Source organism: Microcystis aeruginosa NIES-4325 (assembly GCF_008974145.1).
Taxonomy (GTDB): domain Bacteria; phylum Cyanobacteriota; class Cyanobacteriia; order Cyanobacteriales; family Microcystaceae; genus Microcystis; species Microcystis aeruginosa_G.
The window spans coordinates 59,383-78,576 of record NZ_BJKP01000004.1; the positions used below are offsets into that span (position 1 = coordinate 59,383).

The 19,194-nt window shown below is 40.4% G+C and carries 20 protein-coding genes; 11 read left to right on the forward strand and 9 right to left on the reverse strand.

Annotated elements, in window-relative coordinates; genetic code table 11:
• Window positions 1-14: 14 nt before the first annotated feature.
• Window positions 15-1,871, reverse strand: coding sequence for a threonine--tRNA ligase (thrS, locus tag MiAbW_RS03285; protein WP_151694910.1), 1,857 nt, complete (start codon window positions 1,869-1,871; stop codon window positions 15-17).
• A gap of 208 nt (window positions 1,872-2,079) precedes the next feature.
• On the reverse strand, window positions 2,080-2,634 hold the full coding sequence (locus MiAbW_RS03290) for a hypothetical protein (RefSeq protein WP_151694911.1): 555 nt from the start codon (window positions 2,632-2,634) through the stop codon (window positions 2,080-2,082).
• 58 nt (window positions 2,635-2,692) lie between these two features.
• Between MiAbW_RS03290 and rnc the strand changes: the two genes are divergently transcribed.
• On the forward strand, window positions 2,693-3,373 hold the full coding sequence (gene rnc / locus MiAbW_RS03295) for a ribonuclease III (RefSeq protein WP_151694912.1): 681 nt from the start codon (window positions 2,693-2,695) through the stop codon (window positions 3,371-3,373).
• A 16-nt stretch (window positions 3,374-3,389) separates the two neighbouring features.
• Here rnc and MiAbW_RS03300 read toward each other — a convergent pair whose 3' ends face one another.
• Entirely contained in the window at window positions 3,390-4,169 is a 780-nt protein-coding gene (locus MiAbW_RS03300) for a Crp/Fnr family transcriptional regulator (RefSeq protein WP_002794831.1), read from the reverse strand.
• 170 nt (window positions 4,170-4,339) lie between these two features.
• Between MiAbW_RS03300 and MiAbW_RS03305 the strand changes: the two genes are divergently transcribed.
• From MiAbW_RS03305 to MiAbW_RS03325, 5 genes are read left to right on the forward strand one after another with little or no spacing between them, the layout of a single operon-like run.
• Window positions 4,340-5,383, forward strand: coding sequence for a sulfate ABC transporter substrate-binding protein (locus MiAbW_RS03305; RefSeq protein WP_151694913.1), 1,044 nt, complete (start codon window positions 4,340-4,342; stop codon window positions 5,381-5,383).
• Window positions 5,384-5,394: 11 nt separating this feature from the next.
• On the forward strand, window positions 5,395-5,736 hold the full coding sequence (locus tag MiAbW_RS03310) for an NIL domain-containing protein (protein WP_151694914.1): 342 nt from the start codon (window positions 5,395-5,397) through the stop codon (window positions 5,734-5,736).
• 19 nt (window positions 5,737-5,755) lie between these two features.
• The gene (cysT, locus tag MiAbW_RS03315; RefSeq protein ID WP_151694915.1) at window positions 5,756-6,598 is read left to right on the forward strand and encodes a sulfate ABC transporter permease subunit CysT; all 843 of its coding nucleotides are present in this window, start codon (window positions 5,756-5,758) and stop codon (window positions 6,596-6,598) included.
• Window positions 6,599-6,639: 41 nt separating this feature from the next.
• Window positions 6,640-7,482 (forward strand): sulfate ABC transporter permease subunit CysW, encoded by an 843-nt coding sequence (gene cysW, locus MiAbW_RS03320; RefSeq protein ID WP_110577640.1) that lies wholly within the window; start codon window positions 6,640-6,642, stop codon window positions 7,480-7,482.
• 19 nt (window positions 7,483-7,501) lie between these two features.
• Window positions 7,502-8,542, forward strand: coding sequence for a sulfate/molybdate ABC transporter ATP-binding protein (locus MiAbW_RS03325; RefSeq protein ID WP_151694916.1), 1,041 nt, complete (start codon window positions 7,502-7,504; stop codon window positions 8,540-8,542).
• 107 nt (window positions 8,543-8,649) lie between these two features.
• On the opposite strand, the gene MiAbW_RS03330 is transcribed toward MiAbW_RS03325, so the two are convergent.
• From MiAbW_RS03330 to MiAbW_RS03355, 6 genes are all read right to left on the reverse strand, one after another.
• Window positions 8,650-8,913 carry a DUF2442 domain-containing protein gene (locus tag MiAbW_RS03330; RefSeq protein WP_151694996.1) on the reverse strand — a complete coding sequence of 88 codons (264 nt, stop codon included), beginning with the start codon at window positions 8,911-8,913 and terminating at the stop codon, window positions 8,650-8,652.
• Between the two features lie 21 nt (window positions 8,914-8,934).
• Window positions 8,935-10,881: a pentapeptide repeat-containing protein gene (locus MiAbW_RS03335; RefSeq protein WP_151694917.1), complete on the reverse strand. Its 1,947-nt coding sequence runs from the start codon at window positions 10,879-10,881 to the stop codon at window positions 8,935-8,937.
• 5 nt (window positions 10,882-10,886) lie between these two features.
• Entirely contained in the window at window positions 10,887-11,171 is a 285-nt protein-coding gene (locus MiAbW_RS03340) for a DUF2103 domain-containing protein (protein ID WP_151694918.1), read from the reverse strand.
• Window positions 11,172-11,173: 2 nt separating this feature from the next.
• Entirely contained in the window at window positions 11,174-11,467 is a 294-nt protein-coding gene (clpS, locus tag MiAbW_RS03345; protein ID WP_002765336.1) for an ATP-dependent Clp protease adapter ClpS, read from the reverse strand.
• 55 nt (window positions 11,468-11,522) lie between these two features.
• The gene (locus tag MiAbW_RS03350) at window positions 11,523-12,656 is read right to left on the reverse strand and encodes a glycosyltransferase family 4 protein (protein WP_151694919.1); all 1,134 of its coding nucleotides are present in this window, start codon (window positions 12,654-12,656) and stop codon (window positions 11,523-11,525) included.
• A gap of 95 nt (window positions 12,657-12,751) precedes the next feature.
• Window positions 12,752-13,414 carry a 4'-phosphopantetheinyl transferase family protein gene (locus MiAbW_RS03355; protein ID WP_151694920.1) on the reverse strand — a complete coding sequence of 221 codons (663 nt, stop codon included), beginning with the start codon at window positions 13,412-13,414 and terminating at the stop codon, window positions 12,752-12,754.
• A gap of 110 nt (window positions 13,415-13,524) precedes the next feature.
• Here MiAbW_RS03355 and MiAbW_RS03360 point away from each other — a divergent pair, with 110 nt between their 5' ends.
• From MiAbW_RS03360 to MiAbW_RS03375, 5 genes are all read left to right on the forward strand, one after another.
• Complete coding sequence (locus MiAbW_RS03360) at window positions 13,525-14,466, forward strand: serine hydrolase (RefSeq protein WP_151694921.1); 942 nt, start codon at window positions 13,525-13,527, stop codon at window positions 14,464-14,466.
• A gap of 240 nt (window positions 14,467-14,706) precedes the next feature.
• Window positions 14,707-16,056, forward strand: a complete 1,350-nt coding sequence (locus tag MiAbW_RS03365) for a ParA family protein (RefSeq protein WP_151694922.1) — start codon at window positions 14,707-14,709, stop codon at window positions 16,054-16,056.
• Window positions 16,057-16,767, forward strand: a complete 711-nt coding sequence (locus tag MiAbW_RS19505; RefSeq protein ID WP_172967337.1) for a chromosome partitioning protein ParB — start codon at window positions 16,057-16,059, stop codon at window positions 16,765-16,767.
• Window positions 16,768-16,897: 130 nt separating this feature from the next.
• The gene (locus tag MiAbW_RS03370) at window positions 16,898-17,590 is read left to right on the forward strand and encodes a Uma2 family endonuclease (protein ID WP_172967338.1); all 693 of its coding nucleotides are present in this window, start codon (window positions 16,898-16,900) and stop codon (window positions 17,588-17,590) included.
• A 175-nt stretch (window positions 17,591-17,765) separates the two neighbouring features.
• Window positions 17,766-19,190 (forward strand): FAD-binding domain-containing protein, encoded by a 1,425-nt coding sequence (locus MiAbW_RS03375; protein WP_151694923.1) that lies wholly within the window; start codon window positions 17,766-17,768, stop codon window positions 19,188-19,190.
• Window positions 19,191-19,194: the final 4 nt, after the last annotated feature.

The following is a 19,194-nucleotide window of genomic DNA, read 5'->3' on the forward strand; positions in this document are numbered from 1 at the left end:
TTTATACAAAAGCTTCAGAGATTAGTTTTAGATAGGATCGCCGTTTGCATTTTTTCTAATAAATCTGCCAGCGTCATCGAACCTAAATCACCCGCTTGTCGAGTGCGAACACTTAGAGTTTTACTGCTAACTTCTCGTTTTCCAATCACAGCTAAGACAGGGATTTTTTCTAGTTCTCCTGTACGAATTTGTTTACCTAAACGCTCACCACTTTTATCGATTTCCACTCGATAACCAGCTTGTTTTAACTGCATTGCTACCGCTAAAGCATAATGCTGCTGTTCATCACTAACGGGTAATAAACGGACTTGAATAGGTGCTAACCAGAGAGGAAAATCTCCCGCATAATTCTCGATTAAAATACCAAAAAATCTTTCCAAAGAGCCAAAAATAGCTCGATGAATCATAATCGGTCTTTCGCGACTACCATCCCTAGCTACATATTGCATATCAAAGCGTTCTGGCAAGTTAAAATCGACCTGAATCGTGGAACATTGCCACATTCTACCGATCGCATCTTGAATTTTTATATCAATTTTGGGACCATAAAAAGCCCCACCTCCCTGATCCTCAATATAATCCCACTTTTTAGCATTTAAGGCCTCAATTAAAGCCGCCGTTGCCAATTCCCAAACACTATCGCTACCCACGGATTTACTGGGGCGAGTCGATAAATTTATCTGATAATTAGTAAAGCCAAAATCGGAAAGAATTTTCTCGGTTAAATTCAAAACTCCTAGAATCTCTGCGGCAATTTGTTCGGGTAAACAGAAAATATGAGCATCATCTTGGGTAAAACCTCGCACCCGCATTAATCCGTGTAAAACCCCCGATCGCTCGTAACGATAAACTGTGCCTAATTCTGCCCATCTGAGGGGAAATTCTCGATAGGAATGCAGGTCATTTTGATAGGTTAAAACATGAAAAGGACAATTCATCGGCTTAATTTGATAGCTTTGCTGTTCTAACTCGATCGCCTCAAACATATTGTCGCGATAAAAGTCCCAATGTCCAGAAGTTTTCCACAGATCTAAATTAGCTAGATGGGGAGTATAAAGAAATTGATAACTCGCTTCTAAATGAGCTTGGCGCCAATAATCTTCGATTAAATAACGCATTGTTGCACCCCGGGGATGCCAAAAAACTAAGCCGCCACCCGCATCTTCTTGGATGCTAAATAATTTTAATTGTTGTCCCAATTTGCGATGATCTCGTCGCTGCGCTTCTTCTTTTTGTTGGAGATAATTTTGTAATTCTGCGGGGGTTTGCCAAGCTGTGCCGTAAATTCGCTGTAATTGCGGCTGTTTTTCATCTCCTTGCCAATAAGCACCCGCTACACTCTCCAATGCGAAAGCATCTGGGTTAATTTCCCCCGTCGAGTTGAGATGGGGTCCCGCGCACAGATCCCACCAAAATTCTTCCGGGGGAGAAACAGCGCCATCAATTAACGAGGGTTCTCGATCGCTCCGTCCTGCGTCCGGACTACCGATAAAATAACGGGTAATGGTTTCATCTGGGGGAATTCTCTCTAAAATTGACCGTTTGTAGGGTTGATTAAGGCGCTCGATTTCTGCGGTAATTTCGCTTCTTTCCAGCACTTCTCGGATAATTGGCAGGTTTTTCCCGATAATTCGCCCCATTTCTGCCGCTATTTTCTCCAAATCTTCGGGGGTAAAGGCTGTCGGGCGATCGAAATCGTAGTAGAATCCCGTTTCTGTCCAGGGACCAATAGCGACTTTGGTTTCAGGAAAGAGAGTTTGTACGGCCATCGCTAAGATATGGGCGCAAGTATGGCGTATTTTTACGATTTTTTGCGAATATTTCTCGATAACGGCGCTTTCTGCTAGGGGATACTTAATCTGATTGACCATTGCTAGTTAAAATAATAATGATTATCATTTTAGCAAAGGAGGGCTGATGTCTGAGAGAAAAATGCGCTCAAATCCTCTAGCGGCAAGCTCAACGATAATTAATTTTTGAGAGTTCAAAAATGAGAAAAATAGGCATAAAATCTCTAAATAGAGAATTTAATTGATTAAAGCCCATTTTTGATTCTCCTGACGACCGAATACTGGCTACCTACTCCTCACATAAGGGAAGATTTTTGATTTTGACAAGAGGTCTATACTTAATAGAGCCGTAGATTAATAACATTGCCGTTAAAGTCATGGCCATAATTAGGGGGGCGATTTTGGCTAACCAGAAAGCCACGAAGATTATGCCGATTCCGTCAGCGAGTAAGATGGGTAAACGTGGCCCTATGCCATGGTCAATAATTTTTTCCGTGCTTGGCTGCAGTTGAATCTTGGCTAAACAATGAAACCAAATTTGACTGACTAGAACTATTAAGGCCCCCCATCCTATCCAGAGGGCAGCCACATAAAAGCCCGATAATTCTAAAACAATTGTACTAACTGTGACCATAAAAAAGCGATCGAGGCGAGGATCGCTGGTTTTTTGCTGAAATTGGGCAATTTCTGCCAAGTCCACCGATGCCATGCGTGCCTGTTCAATACACATCCCCAGGGTACCTAGGGCAAGAATAGCAGCGGATAGGTTTTCCGGTGAGAAGATTTGGGAGATTATGCCTAAACTAGCCGGAAAAAACAGTAAAAAAAGGATCGTTCGTCTCATCTATTCGGTGTGGGGTCGGATTAAGATAAGAAATGCTCTTGACTTGATCATTTCTGTAATGTCTTGTTTGCCTCCTTTTCAAAATGCTCTCCTTCTCACCCAAGCTTTAACCCATCGTTCCTATGTCAATGAACAGTCCGAATTGACGGAAAATAACGAGCGCCTAGAATTTTTGGGCGATGCGATTTTAGCTTTTTTGGTGGGCGAACTTTTGTATCAGAAATATCCCGCCATGAACGAGGCAGAATTAACCCGTTTGCGGTCAAATTTGGTCAAAGAAGAACAATTAGCGCAATTGGGCATCGAAATCGGCCTGGGGGAGTTAATGCGTTTAGGCAAGGGAGCAATTAAAGATCGGGGGCGATCGAATCCTACCCTATTAGCGGACACTTTTGAAGCGATAATTGGGGCTTATTATCTAGATTCGGGGTTAAATGCGGTTAAAAACTATCTGCACCAACTTTTTATCCCTGTAGCCTCTCATTTAGTCTCTCAACAATCGGAATCGCCATCTTTTATCGATGCCAAAAATCTCTTTCAACAGTGGGCCCTGGCCAATTTTGCCTCTAATCCAGAATATGCGATCATCGAGGTGACAGGACCCCCCCACGCTAGGGAATTTACTGCCGAAGTGCGGGTTAATCATCTTCTCTACGGTACAGGTAAAGGTAAACGGAAACAGGATGCCACCAAAGCGGCTGCCGAAGATGCCTTAAAGTGCTGTCAATTGCCAGGGTAAATAGGGCCAACCCCACTTATCTGAGGGGCCACCAATTAACTTTATCCCGGGTGGCACTGTACACTTCTTTTAAACCCTCGGCATCCAGTACCCGAATTAAATCCCCCGTCGATTCGGAGGCAATTAATCCCACGTTTTGCAATCCTTTTAATACCTGTTCGACGGTGCGTTGATTGAGTTGACAAGCGCGAGCAATCACATCGACGGATAGATCAAAAGTATAGATATTTTCAGCATCTGGTTGACTGCCTAATTCTCTTTCTTGATAGATTAAGGCTCTGAGTAAAGTGGCTACAGCTTGGGGTGGATAGCTACTGCAATTAAGCAAATGATACTCGAATTTTTGCTGTAATTCAAATAAAAAACAGTACCGTTGACGAAAACTTTCGTTATCGTTGTAAATCTTTTCTAGCGCCGATAAGGGAATTTTCAGGACGTGGGTGGTTTTATAGGATTCCACCAAACAGGGAAAGGCGCGACTGGCTAAACCATAACTAAAGGGTAAACTCCTCATGCCAAAACAACCGCCGGGGTAGGTAATGGCAATAATCCGGTCGAGGGGAGTGCTGCGGACGACGATTACACCCTCATTCAAAATCACATACAAAACATCTAGAAATTCATCAGGCAGAAAAGCCGTATAGACGGGACGATTGGAAAATAGCGTCTCTAGCTTGAGATTGTCGGCATCGAGATACTGACTTAACCAAGCTTCCTCTAGTCCGCGAAAGAGAAAACTCTGGTTAATCAGTTGTTGTAGGAGGGTTGTTTTTTTGGCTTTGACGCTCTTGCCCATAGTCTCAAACCTATATGTAGCACTGATTTTATCTTCTCACAGTTTCCCTGCTCCTAACTTGGTTTCAAATTTGTTTTATAAATGTATTGAAATTTTGTTTTGTGTGATGTAGGATTAAAGCAGACCTGAAAACAGATACAAACTCAGAGTAAATCTCAGGAGCGCCGCCGATGCAGTCATCCCAGTCTTGTTTATCCCTACTCATGGCAACTGTCCTGATGGGAGGAATGCTGGTATCTTGCACCCCATCCCCCACCAATAGCGGCAATGACAGCCAAAAACCCCTGACTGTGACACTTGTTTCCTATGCTGTCACCCAAAGTGCCTACGAAAAAATCATTCCCAAATTTGTCGAGGAATGGCAACAAAAAACGGGGCAAAAAGTAACTTTTGAACAGAGTTATGGTGGTTCTGGTTCCCAAACTCGCGCGGTTATCGATGGTTTAGAAGCGGATGTGGTAGCGTTGGCTTTAGCTTTGGATACCAAGAAAATTGAGCAAGCGGGATTAATTCAACCCGGTTGGGAAAAAGAAGCACCCAATGACTCTATTGTTCATAAATCTGTAGTGGCTTTTGTTCCTCGTGATGCCAATATTAAAATTAATCAATGGTCAGATTTAGCCAAGGATAATATTAAAGTTATTACCGCTAATCCCAAGACTTCTGGCGGAGCGCGCTGGAATTTTCTCGCTCTTTGGGGTTCGGTGACGCAAGCGGGAGGCAGTGAACAAGCGGCGCAAACTTTTGTCGAAAAAGTGTTTAAAAACGCGCCAGTTTTACCTAGAGATGCTCGCGAATCTAGTGATGTATTTTTTAAACAAGGTCAGGGAAATGTGTTAATTAATTACGAAAACGAGATGATTCTCGCTAATCAAAAAGGTGAGAAGTTAGCTTATACTGTTCCCACCGATTACAACATTTCTATTGATAATCCCGTGGCGGTTGTTGATGCTAATGTGGATAAAAAGGGTACGAGAAAAGTGGCCGAAGCTTTTGTGCAGTTTTTATTTACCCCAGAGGCACAAAGAGAATTTGCTAAAGTTGGTTTTCGTCCCGTTGAACCGACTATAGTTAAAGAGTTTGAGAGTAAATTTCCTCAGATAAAAAATCTCTTTACCGTGCAGGATTTAGGCGGTTGGGATAAGGTACAAAAGCAATTTTTTGATGATGGAGGCTTGTTCGATAAAATTCTGACTAAAGCTGGTAAATCCTAAGGAGAAAAACCATGAATAATCAACCTCAATGGCAAACTAGTAATCATCCCCAAAGTGACTTACTTCTCGATCAATCTGGACTCGATCGCCCCACGTTCCGACGGATAAAAATTCGGGTTCCTAAACAATATATTAACGAGCCAATTATAGCACGTTTAGGGTCTTTTTCTGGTCTAAAAGTTAATATATTTTCCGCTTTGTTAGCTGCCAATAATAATCAAGATGGCTGGTTCGATCTACAACTACAAGGCAACTCCCAAGCTATAGAAAATGCCCTTTCCTATCTGGCAGATTTAGATGTAGAAGTTTGGTATGATTCAGCACAAGTTCTTGAAGAAGCGGACAATTGGTAATCTCTAGCAATAATTAACAATGGCTAACCCACAATTATCTTTATCTCCCAGTCAACCCCTGAAAAAAGTTTCTATTCCTTGGGTAATTACCATTAGTTATCTAGTGGTTTTGTTGGTTTTACCGGCAGCGGCACTATTTGCTAAATCCCTAACTCTTGGTTTTGCCGAATTTTGGCGTGTTGCCACTTTACCGATTTCTTTATCCGCTTACCAAGTCACTTTTTTGACTTCCTTAATCGCCGGATTAATTGACGGAGTTTTTGGCACTATTATCGCTTGGGTATTAGTGCGTTATCGATTCCCGGGTAAAAAAATTGTCGATGCTTGTGTGGATTTGCCTTTTGCTTTACCCACTTCTGTTGCCGGTTTAGTCCTAGCCACAGTTTACAGTGATAACGGTTGGCTCGGTCAATTTTTCGCCCCATTTGGCATTAAGATATCCTTTACCATTTTAGGAGTTTTTGTGGCGATGTTATTTATCGCTTTACCCTTCATTGTCCGCACCTTACAGCCGGTTTTACAGGAAATGGAAAAAGAGGTAGAAGAAGCGGCTTTATCCCTCGGCGCTTCCTCTTGGCAAATCTTTTGGCGAGTTATTTTTCCCACAATACTACCCGCTATTTTAACAGGAGTTGCCCTCGGTTTTGCCAGAGCGATAGGTGAATATGGTTCCGTAGTTATTATCTCCTCTAATATTCCCTTTAAGGATTTAATTGCCCCAGTTTTAATCTTCCAAAGACTAGAGGAATATGATTACACGGGGGCAACAGTAATCGGCATGGTTTTATTACTGGTTTCTTTGTTCATGTTAATAGTAATTAATTTCCTGCAGCAATGGGGGCAAAAATACAGAGTTAAGTAAAGAGTAAAAAATATTAGAGTATGACTGGAGACAGATCAAAAATGCAGAATCCAAAAGCCTTAACTAAACCGAAAGAATGGGATTACAAACCCCTACTAATTATTATCGCCCTTGTCTATCTGGCACTATTATTATTTATTCCCGCAGCGGCAGTATTTTACTATGCTTTTCGCAATGGATTCCAAGCTTTTTTAGAAGCGGCGGGAACCTCTGACTTTATCGAAGCGGTAAGATTAACAGTAATTATTGCCCTAATTACTGTACCTTTAAACACAATTTTCGGACTTTGTGCCGCCTGGGTAATTGCTCGCAATCAATTTCGTGGTAAAACTTTATTAATTAGTTTAATTGACTTACCTTTTGCCGTTTCTCCCGTGGTAGCGGGTTTAATGATTGTACTGCTCTATGGGCGCAATGGTTGGTTAGGTTCTTTTTTAGAACTTTTCAGTATAAAAATACTTTTTGCTTTACCCGGAATGGTATTAGCAACTATATTTGTCACCATGCCTTTTGTCGCTAGAGAAGTTATCCCAGTCTTAGAAGAAATTGGTTTGGAACAAGAGGAGGCGGGGCGCACTTTAGGGGCAAATGATTGGCAGATTTTCTGGCGCGTAACTTTACCTAATATTCGTTGGGGATTGATGTACGGAGTGCTGTTAACTAATGCCCGGGCGATGGGAGAATTTGGGGCGGTTTCTGTGGTTTCTGGCAGTATTTTAGGAAGAACTGCCACCCTGCCAATTTTCGTAGAACAGGCTTATAAAAATTATCTTACTCCTGCCGCTTTTAGTGCGGCGGCTATTCTAGCTTTACTAGCGGGAGTTACTTTAATTATCAAAGAAATTCTTGAACGTAAAACCGCCCACAAAATTCACACTACCTAACCACAAAAAAACTAAAAATATGAGTATTACCATCCACCAAGTTTTCAAACGTTTCGGCAATTTTCAAGCCTTAGATAATATCAATTTAACCATTCCTAAAGGTAAATTAGTCGCCCTCCTCGGACCATCGGGATCGGGAAAATCCACCTTATTACGTTCAATTGCGGGATTAGAAAGTCCCGATAGTGGCGCAATTATCATTAATGGACAAGATACCACTCATCTGGATCCTAGACGGAGAAATATCGGCTTTGTTTTTCAACATTATGCCCTATTTAAACATTTAACTGTTCGTCAAAATATTGCTTTTGGTCTAGAAATTCGCCGGCAAAAATCCCCAGTAATTAAGAAAAAAGTTGAGGAATTATTAGAATTAATTCAATTACAAGGATTAGGCGATCGCTATCCCGCCCAATTATCGGGAGGACAACGGCAGCGAGTAGCTTTAGCCCGCGCTTTAGCCATTCAACCGAATGTATTATTATTAGATGAACCCTTTGGAGCTTTAGATGCAAAAGTTAGAAAAGAATTAAGGGTATGGCTGAGAAATTTACACGAAGAAGTTCACGTTACCAGTGTTTTTGTTACCCACGATCAAGAGGAAGCAATGGAAGTAGCCGATACGATTGTCGTGATGAATCATGGTAAGATTGAACAGGTGGGTTCTCCCGCCGAAATTTACGATCATCCCGCCACACCTTTTGTGATGCAATTTATTGGAGAAGTGAATATCTTACCCAGTTTAGCAGGATTAGGAAATGGGCATCATCAGGGTCATAATTCTACCGTTTTTATCCGTCCCCACGACCTCGAAATTACGCCCGAACAAGATGGGTTGAATAGTTGGGCAGTGGTGAAAAGAGTTATTCATTTAGGCTGGGAAATACAAGTAGAATTAATGTTAGCTGATGGGGAAATGGTGGTGGCTTATCTCAATCGTGAGGAGTATAAGCAATTACAGTTACAACCAGAACAAACGGTACATTTAAAACCGAGAAAAGCGACCTTACTCACCGATTTTGACAATAAAAGTGAGAAAGTTATCGATTATTCAATTTAAAAACTTTAGGTTTATTAGAGCATTTCGCATAAAGATGCATTATAACCTATGCGGGGCTTAGGCGGCTGTTGGTGTATTGTAATTTAGTGTCAACATTCATCCGATCCCTAAAAGCGAGGGACTTTTGCTGACACTAAGTTAAAAGCTTTGCTATCTGTGCTTAAATCTACATCTAAATCTGGCCAATAAAAATGATTAGAAAAAGGCTCTTGTATATTTAAAATTTGTCTAATAGGGACATCTTGAAAACAAGGACAATCTTGATCAGAAAGAAACATTTCTTCATTGTTTGCAAGAATCCATATTTTATGGTAAGGAATATGAGTTACTTCAGCTTGAGAAGTATTTTGTCCAAGGGTTTCTAAGTTTATTTGCATTTAAATTTTTACAGTTTATTTTAAATAAATCAAGAGATTTAACCCCGGAATCGTGCGCGAGAGTGTCCAGATAAGGAGAGTGATATAAAAGATGCCGATACCCCATTGATACCAAACTAAAAAAGAAATGATAGCGGGTAATTCTTGATCGCGAACTCGCCAATCATTAAAGCCTAATTTTAGCAAATTATTGAGACTTAAATCGTAATAATTTAACCAATTCCAACGCTTTTGCCAAGAAATGGGAGTATAACGATCGCGAAAGAGGGGAAATTCGGGAACTACGGGTAAACGGGTGATTAATAAGCGTAATTGTCGCATACTACCATCTTGCAGGAAATAGGAACTATCCATTAAATCGTGATAGCGTCCCCGACGATAAAGTTCGATAATTAAAATTAGGGGTAAGGGGACAAGAATTAGGGCAATAGCTGTTAAAGTTAAGAGAGGACGGCTGGCAGATTGCAGGATATTAAACACACCGGAAAGGGTGAGAATAATATAGCTAGTTACCATACAAAAGATTTCATAACGATTGGGAATTACTGGTTTAGGAGTGAGACGACGCACGCGATCGATTAACCAAAATAAACAGCCAAAATAGGCAAAAATTATGATTCCTGTGCCGAAAACTAAACTAAAATTTGTACCATCTTGACTTAAAAGTAATAGTAAAGCAAGGAAAGAAGTATGCAGAAAATCAGCTACCCAAGTGAGGTTAATTAGGCGAATAACTGAGATATTATTTAGCTTTTGTTTTAACTGTTGTAATCGCAATTTTTCGGTTTTGTATTCAATTTGATTAGCATCGGCAATTTGTTCTAGGGAGCGAAAATTACGAACTAAATTTCTTAAAACTGTCTCATTTCCTGCTAGGTTTGGTAAATAAATTGCCTGACCAATTACTCCTCTATCTCCCAGGATTTTCGCTTTATCGGAATCAAAAGCTAATCCTGATACACTTAAATAACTATTTTTAGTAAAAGTGGAATTACTAAAATCTACCTGATCTAAAAGTTTCACATCTTGAAAACTAACCACACCATTAAAATAACTAGACCGGAAAGCGCCTGATTTTTCAAAAGTGGCATTTCTAAAGGTTAATAAATTTAAAAATCTACTCTTAGAAAATAGCGGACGATCTCGCCATTGACTTTGGGAAAAATTGGCCTCTTTTTCCCAGAAAGTACGGGTAAAATCGGCGGGTTTATCGTATTTAGTTTGATCAAAATAAGCTTCAGCAGTAAAATGACTGCGATGGAAGTTAGTAATACTTTTAAAATGTGCGCTGCGAAAGATGGCTTTATTTAAAAATTGACTTTGACTAAAATTTACATCTCCCATAAAAGTGGCTTTACTAAATTTCGCCACCCTAGCAAAACGCGATTCTAACCAATTACTTTCACGACTAAATTTTGCTGCCATTGCTTCGACAATTTGCAGAAAAAAGGTCTTAGAAAAGTCCACTTCTCCCATAAATACGGTTCCCTGCAACTTCACCGGTCCACGAAAAACTGTGACATTAAAAACCGGTTCATCGCTATCGAATAAAAAATTTTCGTCCTGTTGTAATAACTGTTCTTCCGTGGGTGATAATAGGGTAGCGAGAGCTACTTTTGTTAAAGGAGTCGGTAAGCCCAGACGGGAAGCGATAAAATTGCCTTGAATTAAGGAATTACTAAAATCTAAACCTAGGGGTTGTTTAGCGCGATTAATTTGACCTTGAATCTGTTGATAAAATTGTTCTTGCAGTTCCTTATTTTCATCGCGTATATCGATAACTAAATTAGCTAAATCGATAGTAGTCATCCCTTCTTTAAGGACGGGTGCGCTTAAACGTTCCTGCAATAAAGTTACTGTTAAGGGAACCCTATCCACTACTGCCAAACTAGGGAGAGAATGTAAACAGAAAAACAGAAAAACAATGATTAGTAACCAGCAGCCTTTCAACAACGCACCCACGACAGTTATTTTCCTAAACAAGCTTGGATAGCCATTTCTAAATCCTCTTGGTTTAAATCGGTAATAACAAAGACTTCCTGCACACTTTTTCCTATCCTCGCAATCAGCTTAAAACCACCACGAATTGGCACTGATATCCGCAATTGTAACCGCGGACAATGACCTTTTGAGCGAGAAAGTACCCCAGGAGTGACAGTGGTAATTCCTTGATAGGTAATTAACTTTTCTAATACCGCAATCAACCCCGGAATATGAGTAGAATGATTCCAAACTAAGCGACCATTATTCATAATTATGCGGCCTCTAGGGGAGCCATGGTTAATCCTTCCCGTCGCAATTGTTGGTGATAAAGTTCCGCTTGTTCTTGGGGACCAGTCCAGACAATTGCCTGTCCTTGGTAGTGAACTTGATTAGTTAATTCCCAAGCTCGATCGGTAGTCATATCCGGGATATATTTAATTAAACAATTGGCCACATGGTCGAAGGTGTTAAAGTCATCGTTGAGAACAATAACTTTATAGTTGGGATAAGTCTTTTTGACAACTTGGGTGGACTTATCTAAGGTGGTACTGGGTGCGCTGGCCATAGAAGTTACAATAGGTTAAGGTTTTGGCGGTTAAATTCGAGCATTTTGACAACAATTAAGCGGCAAAAGCCACAGAATTATTCTTCAAAACCCGGTGATAGTAATTTAATAACTGTTTGGTGGCCGCTTGCCATGCCCATTTTTCGGCTTCTAGACGCGCATTTCGTCGTAATTCCTCTCTTTCTGCCTTGGCGGTTAGTAATCTTTGGGTGGCACTAATTAAACCTTTTTCATCCCTAGGATCGAAGAGATGGCCATTAACTCCATCGGTGACAATATCGGGAATTCCCCCCGAATTTGCCGCCACCACCGGACAACCGGCAGCCATGGATTCTAAGAGTACCAAACCGAGGGTTTCTGTGCGTGAGGGAAAAAGAAAAGCATCTGCGGAAGCAAAAGCGGAGGCTAATTCTAACCCCTGTAAATAACCGACAAAATGGGTATTTGTGTCGGCAAAATGACTTGTTAAAGCTTCCCGATGGGGACCATCTCCCACAATAGCAAATCTTGCTTCGGGAATCGCTTCTAATACTGGTTTAATGCGATCGATTTCTTTTTCGGCCGACACTCGACCAACGTATAATAAGAGGGGACTATCGGGGTTATTTTGGGATAATTTCAGTCTCATAGCCGGGGATTTTAAATGAGGTTGAAATAATTCCGTATCGACTCCCCTTTGCCAAAGCTCTACTTTTTCAATGCCACGACTAGATAATTCTTGTACCATAGCAGTGGAAGTGCAGAGATTTAAACTTGCTTGATTGTGGGCCAATTTTAATAATTCCCAGAGTAATCCTTCTAGGGAACCTAATCCATAGTGTTGTAGGTATTGGGGGAGATGGGTATGATAGGAAGCGACGAGGGGAATGTTCATAGTTTTGGCAAAATAAATGCCTCCCACCCCTAAAATAGCTGGGTTAACCACATGAATAATATCAGGTTTAAACCTCTCTAAAGCTTGACCGACGGAAGGCCGGGGGAAAGCCATTTTTAATTCCGGATATAGGGGTAAGGGAATCCCTGTAACTCCATGAATTTTAGCACCTTTGTACTCCTTTAAACCGCCATCGGGAGAGAAAACTAATACCTGATGACCTAATCTTTGTAGGTGTTCCACGGTATGTTTAAGACGGGTGACAATGCCATCGATTTTCGGTAAGAAAGTTTCTGTAAAAAGAGCAATTCGCATAGAGAAAACAAGGTTAAGTAATAATTAAGGGCAAGCTTTTTGAGATAGCTAGGAATAATTACTGAATTTCTCAAGGCAATTAACTCCCCAATTAATCATAGATCAGAAAGGCCAAAGGTTTTAATCACTCGATCGCTACCTTCGATAACCACCGTCGCTCGATAATTATCGCCGATTGCTGCTGTCCATAATTGCCATTCCCCCGCCACATTGTCTAATTTTAAGGGATTAAGACCCACTTCCACTCGATCGAGTCCCCCGCTAATTCCCGTTCCCAGTGCCTTTAAATAAGCCTCTTTTGCCGTCCATAACTGAAAAAATAGCTTTTCCTTCTCTGCGGACTTTTCAACAAGCTCGTGTTCCCTAGCACAAAAAAACCTTTTTGTCAAGCTATCTAAATCTTTCATCTGGCGCATTTTCTCTAAATCTACCCCAATGCGAGCGGTTAAAGTCAAGCCACAGATTGCCATCTCCTCGGAATGGGAGAGATTAAACTGCAATTGGTAGTTAATACTCGGTTTTCCCCGTTCGCTGTAGATAAACTCGATTTTTTCGGGACTTATCGCCAAATATGACCCTAAAATCTCCCGTAAACATCCCCTGGTCACCAAAAAACGCCGCTTGTGTTGGGGAAAATGGTAACGATTAGCTCTAATTATTTCATCTTCCGAGAGCAAAGAAGCCAGTTTTTCTAGTCTATCCCCAGAGGGATCGAGACTGATAAAATAGAGATGAACCTCATCGGTAGATATAAACATTAAACTCAGAAGCGCTCAAATAATTAATTATCGGTAAATTTTACCGTAAAATGAGAATTGCCGACTCAAGAATTTATCCACCTTCTAACTCTTGACTTTGCAGCACACTTATGAACTTTTTTCATACTGAAGACCATCTCCAACAGTTCGGTACAGATATTTTAGAAACAACTTGGCGAGCATTTCCCCAATTAGCTCAAGAACAAATTGCCCTAACTTGGATAGTATATGATCCTCCCGTTGTCGTCAACACGGGGGGAGCAATTTCTCACGAAGAATTCTGGAAATATTCCCCCCGCGGATTTAGTTATCGCGGACAAGAAAGAACCTATCCCGCTAGTTTAGTGAAATTATTTTATTTAGTAGCGATTCATGAGTGGTTAGAGGGGGGAATGATTGCCGAAAGCAGCGAATTAAATCGCACCATTCGTGACATGATTGTTGACTCTAGCAATGATGCTACCAGTTTAGTTGTAGATCTGCTCACGGGAACCACTAGCGGTCCGGAAATTGCCGCCGGTCCCTTTGAAACTTGGAAGCAACAACGCAACATAGTTAATCGTTATTTTCAATCCTTGAATTGGCCGGAATTAGCGACAATTAACGTTAATCAAAAAACTTGGTCTGACGGTCCCTATGGACGTGAACGCGCTTTTTTAGGAGAATTACTGGAAAATCGCAATATGTTAACTAGCAATGCAGTGGCGCGTTTAATTCATACTATTATCGGAGGGATTGCGGTTTCTTCCCAACGTTCCCAGATGATGATGTCTTTACTAAAACGAAGTCTTAATCCTGCTGATTGGACGAGTCAAGGAGATGATACACAAATCTTAGGATTTTTGGGACAAGGATTACCAGAAAATAGTCAAATTTGGTCAAAAGCTGGTTGGACAAGTCAAGTACGTCACGATGCAGCCTATATTGAAATTCCCCATCATACTCCCTATCTCTTGGTGGTATTTACCGAGGGAAAAGATAACAGTCAAAATCGCTCAATTTTACCTTTTATTTCCCAGAAAGTAGCCGAGAAAATTATGCAGTTCAATTAATTGAAGCTGTGGGTAGGATGGTTTTCTCTGTCATTGCCAAAAGTGCTAGATAAACATCCTACTGCCATGAACCCGTAAATTGACTGATATTCATCTCAATATATAGCTTTTCTGGGATAGATGGGGTTTGTTCTTGCAGCTGAAATACTCGATTAAGTTTAGTCTGTGCTTTACCTTGACGAGAAGGGCTGTCATCATTTACACTAACAACAGATTGTTCTTAAGTATTTCCTCAAATATGTGACTTTTAACCCTCACCATTGTCATAACGAAAGGGAAGTGGAGAGTAAACTAATTGTCCAGTATTTACTCCCCAAACTAGGCTACAATGCCGAACATTGGTATCAACAAGTTAGCTTCGGTAAAGTCCGATTAGATTTCCTTGTTTCCGCTCAAAAACCTATCAATAAAAAGCAGTTTTTATCCTCTCACTGTCTAATTATCGAGGCTAAAAATCCCAGAGAAAAGCTCACCAATCATCGTCACCGTTTAGGTTATTATCTCAACTACTTTAAAGTGCAGTGGGGATTATTAACCAATGGTGATGAGATTCAACTTTATCGAAGAAAACCCGATAAAATTTATTTGATTTTTAGATGTTCTGGGTTAGAAATTGCCTCTCACTTAGAACAGTTAAAATCTCTGATTGGCTACGAAACCTTATCTTTAGGTATTCCACCGCTCAATTCTCCAACAATCAACCACAGAAACCCCATGAAAACCATCGCAATTTATCATCATAAAGGTGGTGTTGGTAAAACCACCGTCGCCACCAATCTAGCGGCAGCTTTGAGTAAAAAAGGCAAGCGAGTATTATTAATTGATATTGATGCCCAAGCTAATAGTACCTTTGCCGTTGGTTTAATTAAGTTTCAATTCGATGATGACGATGATTTAAAAGATAAAAATGTTTTTCATTTGCTAGAAAAAAATGACTCGAATTTTATCCCAGATATCGTCAGAAAATCTCAAGGTTTTACTTATCCTGAGATTGATATAATTCCCTCTCACATTATCTTAATTAGTAAGCAAAGCGAATTAACTCAAAGAGGAGGAGCCTACATTAGACTAGCGAAAAAATTAGAAAGAGTGACGCAAGATTATGATATTGCAATTATCGATACTCCCCCATCCTTAGATTTATACGCTCAAGTATCTTTAATTGCAGCTGATTATCTGATAATTCCTTCTGATTTAAAACCTTTTTCTAATCAAGGAATACAAGGAGTCAAGAAGCTTATCGATGAAGATATTAATGATCTTCGTGAAAACTTAGGCAAAAAAAACTTAGAGATTTTAGGTGTTTTACCTTCCAAAATTTCTACCCACGCTCAATACTTAAAATATAATTTCCCCAAACAAAAACAAGTGATTCCAGACAAGTATGGTTTACCCTTGATGGAATCAATTATCTCGGAAAGAATGCCTTTATCTCGCTGTATAAATCAATACTTTACTGTGGGAGATTTAGAAATTCCTGCCCCCCAATCTATAATGGATTATGCCGAACATCAAGCTGATGCAGGAGTATCAGCAGCAGAATTTGAAGCCTTAGCACTGGAAGTTTTAGCTAAAATAGGAGTTAAATAAATGTGGAAATTTTTACGAATTGATTTAGATAATATCAGTTCTTCTGAAGCTCTCTCAAGCTTCGAGCAAAATAAATTGGAAAACCTAGCTAATCTTATTATTGATATGGGAGGAATAGTCTGTCCAATTACTTTAAAACAAACAGGATTTGAACAGTACGAAATTATTAATGGTAATTTAGAATACTATGCTTCTAGAATAGCCAGAGAAAGAAATTCTAGTATTGAGACTATTAGTTCTATCGTAATAAATCATGAATACGAAGATAATGCCAAGCAACAAATCCAATTACTTCGCCCTGAACTAAATGCTCCAAAGCCAGATATTGACAACCATCCAGATATTGAGAAGTGTTTGAGTGAATTCAGATTAAGCATAACAAATGAATTACAGGCTATGCGAGAAGAAATCAAAAGACTGGAAGAAAAAATTATTATTTCTCCTCCTCCTCCTCCTGCTTCTCCTCCTGCTTCTCCTCCTGCTTCTCCTCCTGCTTCTCCTCCTGCTTCTCCTCCTTCTAAATCGATTTTAGAGCTTTTGAATAGCTGTGATGCTAATCAAATTAAAAAAGCGGGAATAAATAGAACAGTTACTGCAAATTTTCTAAAGGAGAAGCCCTTTATTTCTCTTAATGATATCACTGATCGAGTAGATAAAATGGGGGTAGCAACTCTGAGCAAACTTGTCGATTATTTGCTGACTTCTAATTGATTTTTGTGGGTGTGTTGAGCTACTTTAACACACCCTACCGATGGATGTTATAATAATGGAAGATCAGGAGAAATTGCTGATCCGATAGCGGGCAAAGATTAACTAAAAGACGGGTGAAAAGAGAAAACTTATGACAACTACCCCAGTAATTGCTGCTTCTTTAACGATTCCTCCCCTAGAAAACGGCGATAAATTAACTCGATGGGAATTTGAACGACGTTATCAAGGGATGCCCCATCTCAAAAAAGCGGAACTAATTGAAGGAATTGTTTATATGGCATCTCCCCTCAGATTTGAAAGTCACGCCGAGCCTCATGCTAATATTGTCGGATGGTTAGCTCTCTATAAAGCGGCGACTCCGGGTGTTAGATTGGGTGATAATGCCACCGTGAGATTAGATATTGATAACGAACCCCAACCGGATGCCCTATTAAGAATTGACAAGGGAGGACAATCGACAATTAGTCAAGATGATTATGTAGAAGGGGCGCCGGAATTAATTGTCGAAATTGCCGCTTCTAGTGCTTCCTACGATGTTCATCAAAAATTAAATGTTTACCGTCGCAATCAACTCCAAGAATATCTAGTCTGGCGCTTTTATGAACAAGAAATTGATTGGTTTCGACTACAGGCAGGAGAATATATTAAACTAGAACCCCATAGTGATGGCATAATGCGCTCTCAAATCTTTCCCGGTTTATGGCTAGATAAAAACGCTTTATTAATGGGCGACTTAGGAAAAGTTTTAGTGATTTTGCAGCGGGGGTTAGAGACAGCAGAACATCGAGATTTTGTCAATAAACTAACTGCCAATCACAGCTAGATTGTAAAATTAGACAATTATTCTTGATCCACTGTCCTATAATTACAGAAAGAGTATTTTTGAATTGAATTTGTTCTGAACTGTACCCCACATTTCGACAAGCTCAATGTAAAATAATCTCGCCCCTGATAATCTTCACTTCGACAGGCTCAGTGACCACTCATCACCTCACTTTATGTCAAATCTAATCCTTTTCTGGCATCGTCGCGATTTACGTCTCTCGGATAATATTGGACTGAGTAAAGCTAGGGAGCGCAGTCCGAAAATTATCGGGGTTTTCTGCCTCGATCCTGCTATTTTAGAAGGGGATGATATCGCCCCAGCTAGAGTTGCCTATCTCCTCGGTTGTCTAGAGGAATTAGAAAAAAATTATCGCCAAAAAGGTAGTCAATTACTGATTATTCGCGGCAACCCCAGTCAAACACTCGTCAACTTAGCCGGCAATTTATCGGCAAAAGCAGTTTTTTTTAACCTCGATATCGAACCCTACGCGCGTCAACGGGATCAACAGGTAATCGCCGCTTTACAAACAAAAGGAATTGAAGTAGAAACCTTCTGGGATCAACTTCTCCACGCTCCAGGGCAAGTCCTCACCCTCTCAAAAAGTCCCTACACCGTATATACTCCTTTTTGGAAAAATTGGAGCCAATTAGCCAAAGCCAGCCCCAAAACCCTAGAAAACCTGCAAGGATTAGACGAAAATGAGGGGGAGAAACTCACAGAAACTATTAACTTACCAACCCTAGAAAATTTAGGTTTTACTTGGCAAAACCCCTTACCCCTCGCTCCCGGAGAAAAAGCCGCCAATAGCAGATTAGAAGAATTTTGTCAAGGGGCTATTAACAATTATCAAGAAGATCGTAACTTCCCCGCTTTCGATGGGACCTCGCGCTTGAGTGCTGCTTTAAAATTTGGGGCGATTGGCATTCGCACAATTTGGACGGCAACCCTAGAGTTATTAGAAAATTGCCGCGCCCAGGAAGCAAAAGATAGTATTATCACTTGGCAGCAAGAGTTAGCTTGGCGGGAATTTTACCAGCATTGTCTCTATTTTTTCCCAGAATTGGCGGTCGGTGCTTATAGAAAAGAATTTCGTCATTTTCCTTGGCAGGATAACGAAGAACATTTTCAAGCTTGGTGCCAGGGAAAAACCGGCTATGCGATCGTTGACGCGGCCATGCGACAATTAAATGAAACGGGATGGATGCACAATCGTTGTCGCATGATCGTGGCAAGTTTTTTAACCAAAGATTTAATTATTAACTGGCAAAAAGGCGAAAAATACTTCATGCAGAAACTTTTTGATGGGGATTTAGCCGCTAATAATGGTGGTTGGCAGTGGAGTGCCTCTAGTGGCATGGATCCGAAACCTTTAAGAATTTTTAATCCCGCTAGTCAGACACAAAAATTCGATCCAGAAGGGGAATATATTCGTCAGTGGTTGCCGGAATTAGCCTCCGTAGATACGGAATATTTAGTAACCGGGAAAATCCCCCGTTTAGAAAGACATCGTTGTGGTTATCCTGAGCCAATTGTCGATCATAATCAACAACAAAAAGAATTTAAACGACTCTATAGTAATCAGAGGACAAAACGGTAAAACT

What these genes read in the sequence shown, in the direction of transcription:
- MiAbW_RS03310 (WP_151694914.1), top strand. Translation starts at nt 5,395, where the DNA reads ATGAATAATCAACCTCAATGGCAAACTAGTAATCATCCCCAAAGTGAC.
- MiAbW_RS03340 (WP_151694918.1), bottom strand. Translation starts at nt 11,171, where the DNA reads ATGAATAATGGTCGCTTAGTTTGGAATCATTCTACTCATATTCCGGGG.
- MiAbW_RS03325 (WP_151694916.1), top strand. Translation starts at nt 7,502, where the DNA reads ATGAGTATTACCATCCACCAAGTTTTCAAACGTTTCGGCAATTTTCAA.
- MiAbW_RS03300 (WP_002794831.1), bottom strand. Translation starts at nt 4,169, where the DNA reads ATGGGCAAGAGCGTCAAAGCCAAAAAAACAACCCTCCTACAACAACTG.
- MiAbW_RS03305 (WP_151694913.1), top strand. Translation starts at nt 4,340, where the DNA reads ATGCAGTCATCCCAGTCTTGTTTATCCCTACTCATGGCAACTGTCCTG.
- MiAbW_RS03350 (WP_151694919.1), bottom strand. Translation starts at nt 12,656, where the DNA reads ATGCGAATTGCTCTTTTTACAGAAACTTTCTTACCGAAAATCGATGGC.
- cysT (WP_151694915.1), top strand. Translation starts at nt 5,756, where the DNA reads ATGGCTAACCCACAATTATCTTTATCTCCCAGTCAACCCCTGAAAAAA.
- MiAbW_RS03375 (WP_151694923.1), top strand. Translation starts at nt 17,766, where the DNA reads ATGTCAAATCTAATCCTTTTCTGGCATCGTCGCGATTTACGTCTCTCG.
- MiAbW_RS03290 (WP_151694911.1), bottom strand. Translation starts at nt 2,634, where the DNA reads ATGAGACGAACGATCCTTTTTTTACTGTTTTTTCCGGCTAGTTTAGGC.
- thrS (WP_151694910.1), bottom strand. Translation starts at nt 1,871, where the DNA reads ATGGTCAATCAGATTAAGTATCCCCTAGCAGAAAGCGCCGTTATCGAG.
- MiAbW_RS03360 (WP_151694921.1), top strand. Translation starts at nt 13,525, where the DNA reads ATGAACTTTTTTCATACTGAAGACCATCTCCAACAGTTCGGTACAGAT.
- cysW (WP_110577640.1), top strand. Translation starts at nt 6,640, where the DNA reads ATGCAGAATCCAAAAGCCTTAACTAAACCGAAAGAATGGGATTACAAA.
- clpS (WP_002765336.1), bottom strand. Translation starts at nt 11,467, where the DNA reads ATGGCCAGCGCACCCAGTACCACCTTAGATAAGTCCACCCAAGTTGTC.
- rnc (WP_151694912.1), top strand. Translation starts at nt 2,693, where the DNA reads ATGTCTTGTTTGCCTCCTTTTCAAAATGCTCTCCTTCTCACCCAAGCT.
- MiAbW_RS03370 (WP_172967338.1), top strand. Translation starts at nt 16,898, where the DNA reads ATGACAACTACCCCAGTAATTGCTGCTTCTTTAACGATTCCTCCCCTA.
- MiAbW_RS19505 (WP_172967337.1), top strand. Translation starts at nt 16,057, where the DNA reads ATGTGGAAATTTTTACGAATTGATTTAGATAATATCAGTTCTTCTGAA.
- MiAbW_RS03355 (WP_151694920.1), bottom strand. Translation starts at nt 13,414, where the DNA reads ATGTTTATATCTACCGATGAGGTTCATCTCTATTTTATCAGTCTCGAT.